The 14,355-nt window shown below is 71.0% G+C and carries 16 protein-coding genes and 1 pseudogene; 7 read left to right on the forward strand and 10 right to left on the reverse strand.

The window, feature by feature from the left end; genetic code table 11:
• The first annotated feature begins 53 nt into the window (after positions 1 to 53).
• The 7 genes and pseudogenes from AMO33_RS31415 to AMO33_RS09435 all read left to right on the forward strand — a co-directional run bounded on the left by AMO33_RS31415 (position 54) and on the right by AMO33_RS09435 (position 5,402).
• Positions 54 to 395, forward strand: coding sequence for a hypothetical protein (locus tag AMO33_RS31415; protein ID WP_139337504.1), 342 nt, complete (start codon positions 54 to 56; stop codon positions 393 to 395).
• Between the two features lie 96 nt (positions 396 to 491).
• Positions 492 to 947 carry a DNA-directed RNA polymerase subunit beta gene (locus tag AMO33_RS09415; RefSeq protein ID WP_240327463.1) on the forward strand — a complete coding sequence of 152 codons (456 nt, stop codon included), beginning with the start codon at positions 492 to 494 and terminating at the stop codon, positions 945 to 947.
• A gap of 385 nt (positions 948 to 1,332) precedes the next feature.
• A pseudogene (locus tag AMO33_RS32955) lies at positions 1,333 to 2,076 on the forward strand (methyltransferase); the annotation flags it as partial.
• Between the two features lie 139 nt (positions 2,077 to 2,215).
• Entirely contained in the window at positions 2,216 to 3,028 is an 813-nt protein-coding gene (locus tag AMO33_RS09420) for an ABC transporter permease (protein WP_240327464.1), read from the forward strand.
• On the forward strand, positions 3,021 to 3,833 hold the full coding sequence (locus AMO33_RS09425; RefSeq protein ID WP_060592052.1) for an ABC transporter permease: 813 nt from the start codon (positions 3,021 to 3,023) through the stop codon (positions 3,831 to 3,833). Before AMO33_RS09420 ends, AMO33_RS09425 begins: the two co-directional genes overlap by 8 nt.
• The gene (locus AMO33_RS09430; RefSeq protein WP_060592054.1) at positions 3,830 to 4,807 is read left to right on the forward strand and encodes an ABC transporter ATP-binding protein; all 978 of its coding nucleotides are present in this window, start codon (positions 3,830 to 3,832) and stop codon (positions 4,805 to 4,807) included. The genes AMO33_RS09425 and AMO33_RS09430 overlap by 4 nt, the downstream gene beginning before the upstream one ends.
• A 178-nt stretch (positions 4,808 to 4,985) precedes the next feature.
• Positions 4,986 to 5,402, forward strand: a complete 417-nt coding sequence (locus tag AMO33_RS09435) for a DUF4189 domain-containing protein (protein WP_011208698.1) — start codon at positions 4,986 to 4,988, stop codon at positions 5,400 to 5,402.
• 61 nt (positions 5,403 to 5,463) lie between these two features.
• Here the strand turns inward: AMO33_RS09435 and paaK are convergent, their stop codons facing one another.
• From paaK to AMO33_RS09485, 10 genes are read right to left on the reverse strand one after another with little or no spacing between them, the layout of a single operon-like run.
• Complete coding sequence (gene paaK / locus AMO33_RS09440) at positions 5,464 to 6,774, reverse strand: phenylacetate--CoA ligase PaaK (RefSeq protein WP_011208697.1); 1,311 nt, start codon at positions 6,772 to 6,774, stop codon at positions 5,464 to 5,466.
• Positions 6,775 to 6,798: 24 nt separating this feature from the next.
• Positions 6,799 to 7,896, reverse strand: a complete 1,098-nt coding sequence (gene paaE / locus AMO33_RS09445; protein WP_011208696.1) for a 1,2-phenylacetyl-CoA epoxidase subunit PaaE — start codon at positions 7,894 to 7,896, stop codon at positions 6,799 to 6,801.
• Position 7,897: 1 nt separating this feature from the next.
• Complete coding sequence (paaD, locus tag AMO33_RS09450) at positions 7,898 to 8,401, reverse strand: 1,2-phenylacetyl-CoA epoxidase subunit PaaD (RefSeq protein ID WP_060593400.1); 504 nt, start codon at positions 8,399 to 8,401, stop codon at positions 7,898 to 7,900.
• Positions 8,398 to 9,315 (reverse strand): 1,2-phenylacetyl-CoA epoxidase subunit PaaC, encoded by a 918-nt coding sequence (gene paaC / locus AMO33_RS09455; RefSeq protein WP_060592058.1) that lies wholly within the window; start codon positions 9,313 to 9,315, stop codon positions 8,398 to 8,400. The genes paaD and paaC overlap by 4 nt, the downstream gene beginning before the upstream one ends.
• 10 nt (positions 9,316 to 9,325) lie before the next feature.
• Positions 9,326 to 9,634, reverse strand: a complete 309-nt coding sequence (gene paaB / locus AMO33_RS09460; RefSeq protein WP_011208693.1) for a 1,2-phenylacetyl-CoA epoxidase subunit PaaB — start codon at positions 9,632 to 9,634, stop codon at positions 9,326 to 9,328.
• Positions 9,631 to 10,575 (reverse strand): 1,2-phenylacetyl-CoA epoxidase subunit PaaA, encoded by a 945-nt coding sequence (gene paaA, locus AMO33_RS09465; protein WP_060592060.1) that lies wholly within the window; start codon positions 10,573 to 10,575, stop codon positions 9,631 to 9,633. The genes paaB and paaA overlap by 4 nt, the downstream gene beginning before the upstream one ends.
• 49 nt (positions 10,576 to 10,624) lie before the next feature.
• Entirely contained in the window at positions 10,625 to 11,419 is a 795-nt protein-coding gene (locus AMO33_RS09470) for an enoyl-CoA hydratase/isomerase family protein (RefSeq protein ID WP_011208691.1), read from the reverse strand.
• Positions 11,416 to 12,297 (reverse strand): 3-hydroxyacyl-CoA dehydrogenase family protein, encoded by an 882-nt coding sequence (locus tag AMO33_RS09475; RefSeq protein WP_060592062.1) that lies wholly within the window; start codon positions 12,295 to 12,297, stop codon positions 11,416 to 11,418. Before AMO33_RS09475 ends, AMO33_RS09470 begins: the two co-directional genes overlap by 4 nt.
• Entirely contained in the window at positions 12,294 to 13,043 is a 750-nt protein-coding gene (locus AMO33_RS09480; RefSeq protein WP_060592064.1) for an enoyl-CoA hydratase/isomerase family protein, read from the reverse strand. The genes AMO33_RS09475 and AMO33_RS09480 overlap by 4 nt, the downstream gene beginning before the upstream one ends.
• On the reverse strand, positions 13,040 to 14,260 hold the full coding sequence (locus AMO33_RS09485) for a thiolase family protein (protein ID WP_060592066.1): 1,221 nt from the start codon (positions 14,258 to 14,260) through the stop codon (positions 13,040 to 13,042). Before AMO33_RS09485 ends, AMO33_RS09480 begins: the two co-directional genes overlap by 4 nt.
• Positions 14,261 to 14,355 lie beyond the last annotated feature (95 nt).

A 14,355-nucleotide genomic window follows, 5' to 3' on the forward strand; every position in this document is an offset into this window, starting at 1 on the left:
AAGGGATAGTATTTTAGCCCTTTCATTGCTCTGGAGTGCCTACCGTTTCCGGCATGGGGAAAGCCGCCGAGCGTCGCCCTGACGGTCGAACAATCACGTGCGCAACGGATTTCCGATCATCGTCGTGGGAAGACACACACGACCCGTGCCCGGACACCGCCGAGGTGAGGGAACTCCTGCCGTTGGCACCGGCGATGCCGACCTCGCTGCCACAGCGCATACCGGGCGCGTATTCGCCGGCAATGACGACAGGGCGGTATGCGGAGTGCGTTCAGGTCGTCGTGATCGCGCCCGCCCTCGAAGACGGAAGCCCGCAGTACAGCTGCGACGAGCACACACTGCGACGGCTCCTTGCTGCCCTCACGCGGCAGGACACCGACGTCCCCGACCAGTGACGTCGGACGCGACCACAGTATCCAGCTCTCCCAGAAGCCTTCGGATCGTTCGGATCCGGCACCATCACCAGCTCATTCCCCCGAGGAGCCTTGCCCGTGCCAGTTCTCGACACACCTGTCAGCCGTTGCCGGTTCTACCGCAGCGTCTGCGATCTGCCCGCCGTCGTGCGTCCCGAGACGGATCGAATCACCGTCCGGGCCGGTCACATCGGCGCCGTCACCATGCCCGCGGTACTCGGCGGACAGGTCCGGTTGCACCTGCGACGCCACAACCTCGGCGGTCCGATCATCTCCCACCCCCGATCCAAGCGCTGGACCTACCTCGTCCAACCGGACTTTCCACAGGATGTTCCGACCTTCTCTGAGATGTTCCGCCTCAACGTCACCATCACCAGCCCCGGCGCCGACATCGCCCTGCCCACACCCTCCGCCACCGGTGTCGCGTTCCGGCTCTGGGTCGACCAGCCGACCAACCCGTTCCGGCCTTCGGGCAGCGCCGTGATCGAGTCCATTCGCGCTTGCCTCGCATCAGGTTCGGCGGGAAGTGAGTGATTCGGAGGTGGAGCACTCCACGCAGGTGGGGGCGGCATCGGCACGGTGGGTTACGCGTGGGGGCACGGTGTGGGTGCGTGTGATCCTCGATGACGACAGTGAACTTTTCATCGAACCGGATCGACCGTTGGGCGAGTGCTTCGATCTGATGCCGCGCGAACTCTGGGACCGGGTGCGCCACGAGTACGAGTGTCGGCGAGACCCAGCTCTCGCCGAAGCCCTCCGCCGTACCACCGCCTGGATGGCGGCGACTCGGGCTCCGCGATGAGGATGCGTCGGGACATCAGTCCCAGAGTGGATCTCGCCATATGCCAACTAGGCTTCGATCATGGGAATGCTGGAGGGTAGGCCTTCGATCCTGGCGATGGCCGATCTCGCCACCCCGATGGCGATCCGGGTGGCCGCGACGCTCGGGTTGGTCGAGCAGGCGGGGGCAGGCGCGACGGTGGCACAGCTCGCCGACCGCACCGGGACCTCGGCTCCCGCGCTGCGCCGGCTGCTCGACCATCTGGTTGCCGTCGGTGTCTTCGTATCCGGCGGGGAATCCGGGCACTATCGGCCGACACGGCTGGGCGACCAGATGCGCGGGGATTCCCCTGACGGGGTGAAACTCCTGCTGGACATCAACAGTGCGGGAGGCCGTGCGGAGCTGGCTTTCGTCGAACTGCTCGAGACGATCACCACGGGCGCGCCCGCCTATCCGCGCCGTTACGGCCGGGACTTCTGGGCCGACCTCGATGCGGTGCCCGCATTGCGACGCTCGTTCGACGCCCAGATGCGGTGGCGCTTCCGGGTTCTGGCCGGACAGATCGCCGAGCGTTTCGACTGGGGACGGTTCACCGACATCGTCGACGTGGGCGGTGGGGACGGGACACTGCTGGCTGCGATACTGCGCAGCCACCCCGGCGTGCGGGGACGGCTGGTCGACCTCGAGCCGGCAGCCGCGGCAGCGGCCGAGCGGTTCGCCGCGGCGGGGCTCGCGGACCGGGCCACCGCCGTCGCAGGAAGCTTCTTCGACGCGCTGCCGACCGGGGCCGACGCCTACCTGCTGTCCGACATCCTGCACGACTGGGACGACGCGCACGCCCACGCCGTTCTCACCGCGTGCGCGGCCGCCGCGGGTACGGACGGGTCCATCGTGGTGATCGAGCCGATCCTGGGCCGAGGGGTGGACACAGCGACGTCTGACACCGGCGAAAACCACTTGGACCTCCCCCACCCCGCCGGTAGGCTTTCTCCCTTGTGTCTGCGTGTGGGAGGGGTCGGTGGTGACGCTGCCCGGAGCTTTCGCGGTGTACGGGCGGCTGGTGGTGGCGGGGTTTCGCAGGCAGTGGCAGTACAAGCTGGCGATGTTCGCCGGGCTGTTCACCAACAGCGTGTTCGGGCTGGTGCGCGGGGCGGTGTTGGGGGCCGCGGTGGGGTCGGCGGGGGCGTTCGCCGGTTACGACGCGGGCAGTGTCGGCGCCTATGTGTGGATTTCGCAGGGGCTGCTCGGGGCGATCACGTTCATGAACGTCGACAGCGAACTGGCCGAGCGGGTGCGCACCGGCGACATCGCGATCGACTTCCTGCGGCCGGTGGACATCCAACTGGCCTATCTGGCCGAGGACCTCGGCCGGGCCGCCTGCACCCTGCTGCCGCGTGCGCTGCCGAGCGTGCTGCTGGGCGTCGTCGTCTTCGACATCACCATGCCCACCACGCCCGGCTCCTACCTGCTCGGGGTGGTCAGTGTGCTGCTGGCGGTGGCGATCTCGTTCCTCGGGCTGTTCGCGGTGACGATGATCGGGTTCCGGGTGGTGGAGACGCGCGGTTTCCGCACGGTGTATCAGATCGTGGGCACGTTTCTCGCGGGCTTGTTCGTGCCGGTCCACCTGTTCCCGGAGTGGCTGCGCACGGTGGCGAACGCGACGCCGTTCCCCGCCATGCTGCAGGCACCGGTGGACGTGCTGTCGGGGCGGGTCGTCGGACTGGACGCGGTGCAGGTGGTGGGGACGCAGCTCTGCTGGGTCGTGGTCGTCGGCGGGATCGGGCGGGTGCTGCTCGCGGCGGGCAGGCGCAGGCTGGAGGTGCAGGGTGGGTGAGCTGCGGCGGCGGGCCGCGCCCTACCTGGCGGTCCTCGGCTCGCGAGTGCGGGCCCAGCGGTCCTACCGGCTCAGTTTCGCCGCGGACCTGTTCGGCGCGTTGCTGGTCGGGGTGGTCGAGTTCGCCGAGGTGTGGGTGATCTTCCACAACGTCGGGGTGCTGGGTGGGCTGGATCTGGACGCGGCCCTGCTGCTGTTCGGATTGAGCAACAGCGCGTTCGCGTTGGCCGAGGTGATGTTCGGGCATCTCGACCGGCTGCCGAGGCTGATCCGGATGGGCACGCTCGACGCCTATCACCTGCGCCCGCAACCGCTGCTGCTGCAGGTGATCACCGGCGACATCTCCCTGCGCCGCTTCGCCCGCGCCTCGGTAGCGCTGGTGGTGCTGGCGGTCGGGTTGGTACGCAACGACATCGACTGGTCCTTCGGCGCGGCCGCACTGCTGGTCGTCTCGCTGGTGAGCGGCATCGCGTTGTTCGCCGGACTGTTCGTGGCGGCGGCCGGCTGCCAGTTCCACCTCGTCGACGGCGCCGAACTCACCAACAGTTTCACCTACGGCGGTTCGTTCGCCGCGGCCCAGCCCGCCTCGGTGTTTCCGACACCGCTGAAGCTGGTCTTCGGGTTCGCGATCCCGGTGGCCTTCACCGCCTACCTGCCGACCATCGCGGTGCTGGAGTTGCCCGGCCCCGCCCTGCTGCCGTCCTGGCTGGCCTGGCTGGCGCCGGTCGCGGCGCTCTGGGTGTGGGCGGTGGCGATGGGACTGTGGCGAACGGGCACCAGGCACTACCAAGGAGGCGGCGGATGAGCGCGGAGCCGATCATCGATGTCCACGAGCTGACCCGACGATTCGTCGTGCGGCGGCGCACCGGGCGGAGATTCGCGCGCGAGCGGGAAATCCGGACGGCGGTCGACGCGATGAGTTTCCGGGTCGACCGCGGCGCCGCGGTCGGCTACATCGGTGCCAACGGTGCGGGCAAATCCACCACCATCAAAATGCTCGCCGGAATCCTGGTGCCCACCGCGGGCACGGTTCGCACGTGCGGGTTGGAGCCGGTGCGGCGCCGACGGGAACTGGCGAGCCGGATCGGCGTGGTGTTCGGGCAGCGCTCCCAGTTGTGGTGGGATCTGCCACTGCGGGAATCGTTCTCGATTCTGGCGGCGATCCACCGGCTCGACCCCGACAGCGCACGCAAACGCACCGACGCGCTGGTAGAGCAGTTGGAAATGGCCGACACCCTCGACACCCCGGTGCGCCAGCTCTCGCTGGGCCAGCGGATGCGGGCCGAGGTGGCGGCGGCGCTGCTGCACGAGCCGGACCTGGTGATCCTCGACGAACCCACCATCGGCCTGGACGTGCTCTCCAAACAGCGGCTGCGGGAATTCCTGCGGGCCGAACGCGCCGAACGCGGCACCACGCTGTTGCTGACCACCCACGACATGGGCGATATCGAGCGGTTGTGCGAGCGGGTGCTGGTCGCCGATCACGGCAGGCTGGTCTACGACGGCTCCCTGTCGGGCCTGGCGGCGACCGTGGGCGCGCGCCGGGTCCTGGTGGTCGACCTGATGGATCCGACCCCGGATCTCACCGGCCTGCCCGGCGCGACCCTGGTGTCGACGGAAGCGGGCGGACTGCGCCAGCGCCTGGCCTTCGACGCCGAACAGACCACAGCCGCGCATCTGCTGGCCGCGGTGTCCGCGCGCGCCGAGGTGCGCGATCTGTCGGTGGAGGAACCCGAGATCGAGGACGTGGTCCGGCGCATCTATCAGTCCTCGCGCTGAATATCCTGCGCGCGGGCGGATTCGGTTCGGTCTGGTGCCCACCGAGAATTTCTGCGACGGCCGTACCGGAATTCGCATGCCCCGAGAAGTCGCGGCACGAAGCGGATTTGGTGAATCGATCCCGATGGACCAGTATTCCCTCCGCAACACACATTTTTCACGTGGGGAGAATTTCTCGATGTTTCTGTCGGGCAGAACCGTTCTCGGGCTGATCGCAGGGTCGGCGATCACCGTGCTGGGTGCGGGCACCGCACTCGCGGCCGAGGACTACTACGGCTCGCTCGCTCTCGGGTTGGAACCGGGCGCCATCATCGTGGGCTCGGGCGTCAACTACCCGGACCAGGAGGGCGCTGACGTTCGTGCCCTGCAGGAATGCGGGGTGGACAACTGCTCGATCGTCGTGCAGTTCCGCAACGCCTGCGGCGCGGTGGCGGTGCGCGGCAACGAGGTCGCGTGGGCGGGCGGGTACACCCGGGTCGAGGCCGAGCAGTCGGCACTGGCCGAGCTCGGTCCCGATCCCAGCCCGCTGCTGGTGAGCCTGGGCAGCGCGACGCCGGACCGCGCGCACATCCTGGCTTCGGAGTGCGCGGGCTGATCGAGGCCGGCGCGAAGGGCCGGAACCGGGTGACCGGTTCCGGCCCTGTCCGTGTCGGGGGTCAGCGAGGCCGATTGTCGATCAGCCGCCGCGCCTTGCCGATGGAGCGCTCCAGCGCGCCGGTGGGCAGCACCTCCACCTCCACCGAGACCCCGATCCGGTTCTTCACCACGTGCCGCAGGTCGCGCGCGGCCGCGGCCATCTGCTCACCCGTCACACCCGGCCGGGTCTCGACCCGCACGGTGAGCACATCCATCCTGGCGGGCCGGTCGAGCACGCACTGGAACTGTGGTGCGAGCACGGGCACGGTCAGGATGAGTTCCTCGATCTGCGTGGGGAACAGGTTGACCCCGCGCAGGATGATCATGTCGTCGCTGCGGCCGGTGATCTTCTGCATCCGGCGCATCGACCGGGCCGTGCCGGGCAGCAGCCGGGTCAGGTCCCGGGTGCGGTAGCGGATCACCGGCATCGCCTCCTTGGTCAGCGAGGTGAACACCAGCTCGCCCTCCTCCCCGTCGGGCAGCACCGCCCCGGTCTCGGGGTCGATGATCTCCGGGTAGAAGTGGTCCTCCCAGATGTGCAGGCCGTCCTTGGTCTCCGCGCACTCCATCGCCACGCCCGGCCCGATCACCTCCGACAGCCCGTAGATGTCGACGGCGTCGATGCCGAGCTGTTGCTCGAGCTCCACCCGCATGGTCTCGGTCCACGGTTCGGCGCCGAAGACGCCGACGCGCAGCGAGGTGGCGGCCGGGTCGACGCCCGCTGTGATCATCTCGTCGAGAATGGTCAGCATGTAGGACGGGGTGACCATGATGGCGTCCGGCCGGAAGTCGGTGATCAGCTGCACCTGCCGCTGGGTCATCCCGCCGGACATCGGAATCACGGTGCAGCCCAGCCGTTCCGCGCCGTAGTGCGCGCCGAGACCGCCGGTGAACAACCCGTAGCCGTAGGCGATGTGCACCTTGTCGCCGGGGCGCACCCCGCCGGCGCGCAGGCTGCGTGCGATGAGGTCGGCCCAGTTGTCCAGGTCGCCCGCGGTGTAGCCGACGACGGTCGGCTGGCCGGTGGTGCCCGAGGAGGCGTGGATGCGCGAGACCTGTTCCTGCGGCACGGCGAACATCCCGAACGGGTAGTTGGCCCGCAGGTCCTGCTTGGTGGTGAAGGGGAACTTCGCCAGGTCGGCCAGGTCGGTGAGGTCCGACGGGTGCACGCCCGCGGCGTCGAAGGCCGCCCGGTAGTGCGGCACGTTGGCGTAGGCGTGCGCGAGCGACCATTTCAGCCGGTCGAGCTGGAGTGCCGAGATCTCGTCACGCGAGGCGAATTCGATCCGGTCGCCGAGGGTCTGCGGGGAGGCGGGGGCAACGCTGCTCATGATGACTCCGGAGGTGGTGCTGGGTCAGGCGTCGAAATCGACGACGACCGAGTCGCTGACGGGATAGGTCTGGCAGGTGAGGACGAAACCGTCGGCCACTTCGGCGTCCTCGAGGGCGTAGTTGCGGCGCATGTCGGCCTCGCCGCCGGTGATCTTGGCGCGGCAGGTGCCGCAGACGCCGCCCTTGCAGGCGAACGGGAGATCGGAACGGATCTGCTCGGCGGCGTCGAGGATGCTGCGGTCGCGCGGCAGCAGGCCGGTGGTGCTGCGCCCGTCCAGGACGACGGTGACCGAACTGGTCGGGCCCTCGACGCCGGGTTCCCGGTGTTCGGCCTGGGGCGGGGGCGCGTCCTCGACGAAGAACAGTTCGAAGTGGACGCGCTCGGGCGCGACGCCGAACTCGGCCAGCACGGCGCGGGCGTCGGTGACCATGCCGAACGGCCCGCACAGCCAGGCGTGGTCGATGTCGCCGATCGGCACCACGGTGGACAGGATGGCGCGCAGCCGTTCGGCGTCGAGCCGCCCGGTGAACAGCTCGACGTCGCGGGGTTCACGGGAGAGCACGTGCACGACCTCGATGCGGTCGCCGTAGCGGTCCTTGAGGTCGGCGATCTCGTCGACGAACATCACCGACCGCACCCGGCGGTTGCCGTAGAGCAGCACGACCTCGCTGTCGGGGTGGGCCAGTACCGAAGCGGCGATGGACAGCATGGGCGTGATGCCCGAGCCCGCCGCGATCAGCAGGTGCCTGCCGCCGGCGTCGGGGTCGGCGGCGAAGGTGCCGCTCGGTCCCTGCACCTCGATCCGGTCGCCGGGCCGCAGCTGGTCGACCAGCCAGGTCGACACCGCTCCCCCGGCCACCCGCCGCACCCCGATCCGGGGCGGGGCGCCGACCGGTGCGCAGATCGAATAGGACCGGCGGTGCTCGACCCCGTCGAGCACCCGGCGCACGGTCAGCGACTGACCGGGCCGGAAGGCGAACTCCTCGGCGAGTTCGGCGGGCACGTCCAGGGTCACCGCGACCGCGTCGTCGCACAGCCGCTCGACATCGGCGACGCGCAGGTCGTGGAAGGCCCGGTGCCGGGCCGGTCGCGTGCGCGCGGTCTGCACTGGTGCGCTCATCTCAGATTTCCTTCACATGTTCGAACGGCTCGCGGCACGCCCGGCATCGATACTGGGCCTTGCACAGTGTCGCGCCGAACTCGGCCACCACCTCGGTCTCCGCCGAGCCGCAGTGCGGGCAGGTCAACGCGCGCGGCCGGGCGGTGAGGGTCAGCGGGACGGGGCCGCTCGCGCGCCGCGGCGCCGGACCGGGCAGCGAGTAGCCGTGCTCGCGCAGTTTCCGCCTGCCCTCGGCGCTGATCCAGTCGCTGCTCCAGGCGGGTGCGAGCGCGGTGTGCAGGCGCACCTCGGGGTAGCCGTGGCGGCGCAGCGTGCGGGTGATGTCGGCGCGCATGGTCGCGATGGCCGGGCAGCCGGAGTAGGTGGGGGTGATGGTCACCGCGACGGTCCCGTCCGCGTCCACCTCGACAGCGCGCACGATGCCCAGATCGGCCAGGGTGAGCATCGGCAGCTCCGGGTCGGGCACCGAGTCGACCAGGCGGCGCGGGTCGACGGCCACGGTCACCACGTCCCCTCCGGGTGGGCGCGGGCCACGCACTGCATCTCGGTGAGCAGCGGCCCCAGCGCCTCGGTGTGCAGGCCCTGGCGACCCGCCCGGCCACCGACGGTGCCGACCGAGGTCGAGGGCGGCGCGGGCAGCTCGGCGGCGTGCAGCACCTGCGCCAGCACCCGGTCGAATTCGGCGCGCACCGCGCGCGGATCCACCGCGACACCGGTCTCGGCGAGCGCCAGTTCCTCGGCACTGGGCACGAACAGTTCGGCGACGAACGGCCACACGAACGCGAGCGCCTCGGTCATCCGCCGCCGCGACTCGGCCGTGCCGCAGCCGAGCGTCACCGTCCAGCGGGCGGCGTAGTCGCGGTGGTAGGTCAGCTCTTTCACACCCTTGTCCGCGACAGCGGCCAGCACCGGATCGCGGGAGTCGCGCAGCCGGTCGAACACCGCGAGCCGCCAGGTGGACAACACCAGCAACCGCACGACGGTGCGGGCGAAATCACCGTTGTCGACCTCCACCAGCCGCACGCACCGGAAGGCGTGATCGTCGCGGAAGAATGCGAGCGCGTCCTCGGCGGGCACCGGGGAGGTCGCGGAGATGAACGGGACGACCGCGGGATCGGCGGCGCCTGCGCGGGCCAGCAGCAGCCGCGCCTGCCCGAGCAGGTCGAGGCCGATGTTGAGCAGGGCCACGTCTTCTTCGAGTTCGGGTGCGCGGGCAGCCCATTCGGAGAGCCGCTGGGCGGCGATCAGCGCGTCGTCGCCGAGCATCAGGCAGTAGGCGGCCAGGGCGGCGGTGTCGACGTCGGCGGGCACCGTGGTGTCCACCCCGGCCAGCGGGTCGTCGAAGCTGGTGCCGAAGGCCCACTGGCCGTCGCCGTCGCCGTCGAGGAGGCCGCTGAAAGCGGAGTCGTGATCGATCATCGCGGTGGCCTCACATGTGGGGGACGGTGTCGGGGATGTCGTAGAACGTCGGGTGCCGGTAGACCTTGTCGCCGCTGGGGGCGAAGAACGGGTCCTTCTCCGACGGGCTGGAGGCCACGATCGCGCGGGAGGGCACCACCCAGATGCTCACCCCTTCGTTGCGGCGGGTGTAGACGTCGCGGGCGTGCCGCAGCGCCATCTCGTCGTCGGCGGCGTGCAGCGAACCGACGTGCACGTGGTTGAGGCCGCGCTTGCCGCGCACGAACACCTCGTAGAGCGGCCAGTCGGCGCGCACGCCCGCGGATTCGGTCTCGGTCATCGGTGGGTGCCCTTTCGTTCTCGTGCGGCGAAGGCGGCCGCGGCCGCGCGCACCCAGGCGCCGTTCTCGTGGGCGCTGCGGCGGTTGGCGATGCGTTCGACGTTGCAGGCGCCCTGCCCGGCGACCACGGCGGCGAATTCGTCCCAGTCGGGGGTGCCGAAGTCGTAGTGGCCGCGTTCGGCGTTCCAGCGCAGCTCCGGGTCGGGCAGTCGCACGCCGAGCACCTCGGCCTGCGGCACCGTCATGTCCACGAAGCGCTGGCGCAGTTCGTCGTTGGTGTGCCGCTTGATCCGCCACGCCATCGACTGCGCGGTGTTGGGCGACTGGTCGTCGGGCGGGCCGAACATCATCAGCGACGGCCACCACCAGCGATCCACGGCGTCCTGCACCATCGCCCGCTGGGCCTCGGTGCCGCTCATCATGGTCAGCAGCAGTTCGTAACCCTGCCGCTGGTGGAACGACTCCTCCTTGCAGACCCGGATCATGGCCCGGGCATACGGCCCGAAGCTGCTGCGGCACAACGGCACCTGGTTACAGATGGCGGCGCCGTCGACCAGCCAGCCGATGACGCCGACGTCGGCGTAGGTGAGGGTGGGGTAGTTGAAGATCGAGGAGTACTTCTGCCTGCCCTCGATCAGCTTGTCGGTCAGGTCGGCGCGGTCGGCGCCCAGGGTCTCCGCCGCCGAGTACAGGTAGAGCCCGTGGCCCGCCTCGTCCTGCACCTTCGCCATCAGGATCGCCTTGCGGCGCAACGACGGTGCGCGGGTGATCCAGTTGCCCTCCGGCTGCATGCCGATTATCTCGGAGTGCGCGTGCTGGGCGATCTGGCGGATGAGGGTCTTGCGGTAGCCCTCGGGCATCCAGTCGCGCGGCTCGATGCGCTGGTCGCGGGCGAGGATCTCCTCGAAGTCCCGTTCGAGGTCTGCCGTCGAGGTGGTCATGTCGGCCTCTCTTCGCTGGGTGCTGGCACGCTGGGTGCGGACATCGTGGTCATCGGCCCTCGAACACCGGCGCGGTCTTGGTCAGGAACGCTTCCACGGCGGCGCGGTGGTCACGGCTCGCGCCGAGCGCCTCCTGTGCGACGCGCTCGCGTTCCAGCGCGTCCGCCAGGCCGGCGGACTCGGCTCGCAGCAGCTGCTTGACCTGCCGGTAGGCCGCCGTCGGGCCGTGCGCGAGGGTGGTGGCGAGTTCGGCGGCGGTGGCGTCCACGTCGTCGTCGGCGACGAGCCGGTGGATCAGGCCCCAGGCCAGCGCCTGCTCGGCGGTGAAGCGGTCGCCCAGCAGCATGAGCCCGGCGGCGCGGCTGGCGCCGAGCGCCCGCACCAGCGTGTGGCTGAGGCCGGAGTCGGCGGCCAGGCCGATGCCGGTGAAGGCGGTGGCGAACTTCGCCCCGTTCCCCGCCACCCGGATGTCGGCGGCCAGCGCCAGGCCGAGGCCCGCGCCGACGCAGGCGCCGCGGATGGCGACGACGACCGGCACCGGTAGGTCGGCCAGCGCCCGCAGCAGCGGGTTGTAGTGGGCGCCGACGGTGTCCATGGCGGTGGCCGGGTCGGCGCGCAGCGCGTCGACGTGTTCGCCGAGATCCTGTCCCACGCAGAAGTTCTTGCCCTCGGCGGTGAGCAGCACGGCGCGCACGGTCTCGTCGGCGGCGATGCGGGTGACCGCGGCCAGCAGATCGTTCTTGGTCGCCAGGTCGAGCGCGTTCGAGGCGGCGGCGCGGCGCAGCGTGAGGGTGGCCAGTGCGGCCTCGACGCGCAGATCGACGGTGCTGGTTCCGGTGGTCATGCTCGTCCTCCGCTCGCGGTGGTGTCCCAGGTGTAGAAGCCCTGGCCGGTCTTGCGACCCAGCTCGCCGCGCTCGACCTTCTCGCGCAGCAGCCGGGGTGGGGTGAACCGCGGCCCGAGGGTGGCCGCGAGGTGTTCGGCGATGGCCAGCCGCACGTCGAGGCCGACCAGATCGGTTGAGCGCAGCGGACCCATCGGGTGGCGGTAGCCGAGTTCCATCGCCCGGTCGATGGCGGCCGGGTCGGCCACGCCCTCCTCGACCATCCGGATCGCCTCCAGCCCGAGGCAGACGCCGAGTCTGCTGGTCGCGAAGCCGGGTGAGTCGTTCACCAGCACCTCGGCCTTGCCCAGCGCGGCGACCCAGCCGCGCACCCGCGCCACCACGGCGGGATCGGTCGCGGGGGCGCGCACGATCTCCACCAGGGCCGAGGCGGGCACCGGGTTGAAGAAGTGCATGCCCAGGAAGCGCTGTGGATTGTCCAGTGCCGCGCCGAGTTCGGTGATGGACAGCGAGCTGGTGTTGCTCGCGATCACCGCGCCGGGGCCGACGACCGAGTCGGCGGCCGCGAGCACCTCGGCCTTGAGAGCCGGGTTCTCCGGCACCGCTTCGACGACGAGGTCGGCGTCGGCGGGCAACTCCCGCGGCGCGGCGACGGTGCGCACCGCGGCGAGCACGGTCTCGGGATCGCGCCCGTCGAGGGCGCCGCGTTCGGCGGCGCGGCGCAGGCCGGTGGCGATCCGGTCCAGCGCGGCCGCGCGGTCACCGGCCTCGGCGACGACGACGGTGCTGCCGAGGGTCGCGAAGACCTGGGCGATGCCCGCGCCCATGCGCCCGCCGCCGATGACGGCGACGCGCTGGGGGACGGTCGGTTCGGTCATGCCTTCTGCTCCACGGTCTTCTCCAGGAATGCGGTCATGCGGGTGTGCTTCTCCTCGGTCTCGAACAGCACCGCCTGCGCGATGTCGTCGGCGAAGGGGTGGAATCCGGGGGCGTCGACGATCGTCTTGGTCAGCCGCAGGGCCAGCGGCGCCGAGCGGGCGATGCGGTCGAGCAGCCGGTGCGCGGCCGCCAGGTGGGCGCCGGGTTCGGTCACCTCCATGACCAGGCCCGTGTGCAGGGCAATGTCCGCGTCGAGCAGGCGCCCGCCCAGCAGCACCTGCTTGGCCACCGACACACCGACCAGCCGCGGCAACCGGTAGCTCGCGCCCGCGGCGGCCATGATGCCCAGGCCCGGCTCCGGGTTGCCGAACACGGCGGTGCTGGTGGCGATCCGGAGGTCGCAGGCGTAGGCCAGTTCGGCGCCGCCGCCGAGCGCGTACCCGCTGACCGCGGCCACCGTGGGCAGCGGCAGCCGGGCGACCCGGTCGAACAGGGTGCGGTTGATCCCGGCGAGCGCGTCGTCGCGGGTGCGGGCGCGCAACTGGGCGATGTCGGCACCGCCGGCGAAATGCTCGCCGCGGCCGGTGAGCAGCAACAGTTTGGGATCGCGTTCCAGCCGCTCGCAGACCCGGTGCAGCTCGGCGATCATCGCGGCGTCGATGGCGTTGCGGCGCTCGGGACGGTCCAGGGTGACCACCACCCGGTCGTCCCGCTCGTCCACGGTCAGGGTCGTGTACTCGCTCATGCCGCCTCGATCGCCATCGCGACGCCCTGCCCGACACCGACGCACAGGGTGGCCAGGCCGCGCCGGACGCCTTCCCGTTCCATCCGGCCGACCAGGGTGAGCAGGATGCGGGCGCCGGAGCAGCCCAGCGGATGGCCCAGCGCGATCGCGCCACCGTCGGCGTTGACGATCTCCTCGTCGAGCTTCAACTGCCGGATCACACCGAGCGACTGCGCGGCGAACGCCTCGTTGAGCTCCACCGCGCCCAGGTCGGCCCGCGACCAGCCGGCCCGGTCGAGTGTCTTGCGGGTGGCGGGCACCGGGCCGAGGCCCATCACGTTCGGGGCGACGCCCGCGGACGCGCTCGCGACGATGCGCGCGCGGACCGTCAGCCCGTGCCGCCGCACCGCCTCGGCGCCGGCAAGCACCAGCGCGGCCGCGCCGTCCGACAGCGGTGAGGACGAGCCCGCGGTGACGATGCCGTCGGGCCGGAACACCGGGCGCAGGGCCGCCAGCTTCTCGGCGGTGGTGTCCGGGCGCGGCACCTCGTCGGTCTCGACGAGCGTGTTCCCGGCCCGCACCGCGACGATCTCGCGCCGGAACCGGCCCGCCGCCACGGCCGCGGCGGCCCGCTGTTGGCTGCGCAGCGCGAACGCGTCGGACTCGGCGCGCGAGATCCCTTCCAGCGCCGCCACTTCCTCCGCGGTCTCCCCCATCGACAGGGTGATCTTCCTGGCCCGCGGGCCCGCGTCGGTGGGCACGGCCCGGTCGGCGGCGGTGAAGGCGGGGTTGGTGAACCGCCAGCCCAGCGCGGTGTCGGCGACCTCGCCCGGGCGCGCCCACGGCGTGCCGGGCTTGGCCATCACCCACGGGGCGCGGGTCATGGATTCCACACCGCCCGCCACCACGATGTCGGCCTCACCGCCGCGAATGGCGTTGGCGGCGGTGGCGACCGCGGTCAGTCCGCTGGCGCAGAGCCGGTTGACGGTGTAGCCCGGCACCGCGTCCGGCAGGCCGGCCAGCAGGACCGCCATCCTGGCGACGTTGCGGTTGTCCTCGCCCGCCTGGTTCGCCGCCCCCAGCACGACCTCGTCGACCGCGTCCACGGGCACCCCGGCCCGGCGCACCGCCTCGGCCACCACCGTGGCGGCCAGGTCGTCGGGGCGCACGCTCGCCAGCGCGCCGCCGTAGCGGCCCTGCGGCGTGCGCGCCCCGTCCACGAGGAAGACTTCGCCCATCACTGCTCCTTGTCCGATCGTCCCTCGAAGTATTACCGAACATTCGGTCAGTAATCAACCCTCGGTCCACAGTTGTGCGAGCAACCGGGCGGCAT

Source organism: Nocardia farcinica (assembly GCF_001182745.1).
In the GTDB taxonomy this organism is placed as follows: domain Bacteria; phylum Actinomycetota; class Actinomycetes; order Mycobacteriales; family Mycobacteriaceae; genus Nocardia; species Nocardia farcinica.

What these genes read in the sequence shown, in the direction of transcription:
- AMO33_RS31415 (WP_139337504.1), top strand. Translation starts at nt 54, where the DNA reads ATGGGGAAAGCCGCCGAGCGTCGCCCTGACGGTCGAACAATCACGTGC.
- AMO33_RS09430 (WP_060592054.1), top strand. Translation starts at nt 3,830, where the DNA reads ATGAGCGCGGAGCCGATCATCGATGTCCACGAGCTGACCCGACGATTC.
- AMO33_RS09435 (WP_011208698.1), top strand. Translation starts at nt 4,986, where the DNA reads ATGTTTCTGTCGGGCAGAACCGTTCTCGGGCTGATCGCAGGGTCGGCG.
- paaK (WP_011208697.1), bottom strand. Translation starts at nt 6,774, where the DNA reads ATGAGCAGCGTTGCCCCCGCCTCCCCGCAGACCCTCGGCGACCGGATC.
- paaE (WP_011208696.1), bottom strand. Translation starts at nt 7,896, where the DNA reads ATGAGCGCACCAGTGCAGACCGCGCGCACGCGACCGGCCCGGCACCGG.
- paaC (WP_060592058.1), bottom strand. Translation starts at nt 9,315, where the DNA reads ATGATCGATCACGACTCCGCTTTCAGCGGCCTCCTCGACGGCGACGGC.
- paaB (WP_011208693.1), bottom strand. Translation starts at nt 9,634, where the DNA reads ATGACCGAGACCGAATCCGCGGGCGTGCGCGCCGACTGGCCGCTCTAC.
- paaA (WP_060592060.1), bottom strand. Translation starts at nt 10,575, where the DNA reads ATGACCACCTCGACGGCAGACCTCGAACGGGACTTCGAGGAGATCCTC.
- AMO33_RS09470 (WP_011208691.1), bottom strand. Translation starts at nt 11,419, where the DNA reads ATGACCACCGGAACCAGCACCGTCGATCTGCGCGTCGAGGCCGCACTG.
- AMO33_RS09475 (WP_060592062.1), bottom strand. Translation starts at nt 12,297, where the DNA reads ATGACCGAACCGACCGTCCCCCAGCGCGTCGCCGTCATCGGCGGCGGG.
- AMO33_RS09480 (WP_060592064.1), bottom strand. Translation starts at nt 13,043, where the DNA reads ATGAGCGAGTACACGACCCTGACCGTGGACGAGCGGGACGACCGGGTG.
- AMO33_RS09485 (WP_060592066.1), bottom strand. Translation starts at nt 14,260, where the DNA reads ATGGGCGAAGTCTTCCTCGTGGACGGGGCGCGCACGCCGCAGGGCCGC.